This is a genomic window from Nocardia sp. NPDC051900, assembly GCF_044452545.1.
In the GTDB taxonomy this organism is placed as follows: domain Bacteria; phylum Actinomycetota; class Actinomycetes; order Mycobacteriales; family Mycobacteriaceae; genus Nocardia; species Nocardia sichangensis.
Window position 1 is genome coordinate 1 of record NZ_JBITBU010000080.1, and the last position, 1,224, is coordinate 1,224.

Below are 1,224 nucleotides of genomic sequence, written 5' to 3' on the forward strand. Positions count from 1 at the left end.
GGGCGCTCTGGACGATCCACGCGCCCGCTGCCTGCGCCGACTCGGCGACGGCCGAGGCCTTCGTCGCGATGAAATCGCGTGCCGCCGCGACCTTGAATTTCCCGGTCCAATTCCAGTAGTCGCGGGTCACCTGCGCCGCGGTCGACGCGCCGTCGCTGATCGCGGTCCAGGCCCGGCCCGCGGTCGCGGCCGCCGACTTCACGCCGCCGATCGCGTCCTTGATGTTGCTGATACCGCCCTGGACGATGCTGAATGTCGTGGTCGCGGTCTTCCAGGCCAGCCACGCCGCCCCGAGGTCGACCGCGACATGTATAGCGGCTTCCATCACGCCGTGGTTGTGTTCGAGCCAGCGGCCGGTGTCGCCGAGCCAATGCCCGACGTCTTTCAGCACGTCGACGAGCTTCGAGCCGATCGGCACCACGTCGGCCGAGATCGTACGTGCGACGTCCATCAGCGCGGCCTTATGCAGCCCGAGCCACTCGACCGTGTGCTGTACGCCCTCGAGCATCTTCGTCGCGACCGGCAGCAGTTTGTCGCCCGCCTCGATCGCGAACGCGCCGACCTGCGCCTTGGTTTCGGCGAGCTTCTGATTGAAATTCTCTTGGACTTCCGCCCAGCCCTTGACGTCTCCGGCGGGTCCTTCGGGTCCGGCGTTCATGACCGCGGCGCGGGTCGCGGCAACCTGCGCGGTGTTCTCCTCGCCGGTGAGGTTCGCCGCGACGCGGGCGGACTCCTGGTTGCCGGTGGCCTGGATCAGCATTTGCTGATACGTCTTGTCGCTGTTCTTCAGCGAGGTCAGCGCGGCATTCAGGCCGGTTGACTTGGCGTACATCTGCGCGAACTGGGCGACGATGTGCGCCTCTTCGAGATTGAGCCCGCCCTTTGTTTCCAGCGCGCCCACATTGGGTTTCAGCTCACCGGCCTTGACCTTGTCGGCGACCGCCTGCAGTTTCGGCGGCAGCGCCGCGTAGGCCTTCCCGACGTCGTCGGCGGCGGTCTTCGACTGGTTGAACGCGTCGATCATGACCTTTCCGGCCGGGCCCATGTGGTTCATGATCGCCAGCGAGATTTCCTCGAGCGTGCCCGAGAGACCCTTGCTCGAGAGGTGGTCGGCGAGGTCGGCGGCGTTGATACCGATGTTCGCCAGACCCTGTGTCATGTCCTGGCTGGGTTTCTGCAGGGTGGTGATCGCCCGGTTGAGGTTCTGCGCGGCCTGCTGCGCGG

Annotated in this window: 1 protein-coding gene; it reads right to left on the bottom strand. The window is 66.4% G+C overall.

What is annotated here, in order from left to right; translation table 11 throughout:
- A partial coding sequence (locus ACIA5H_RS37810; RefSeq protein WP_397081174.1) for a hypothetical protein occupies window positions 1–1,224 on the bottom strand: 1,224 nt, incomplete at both ends.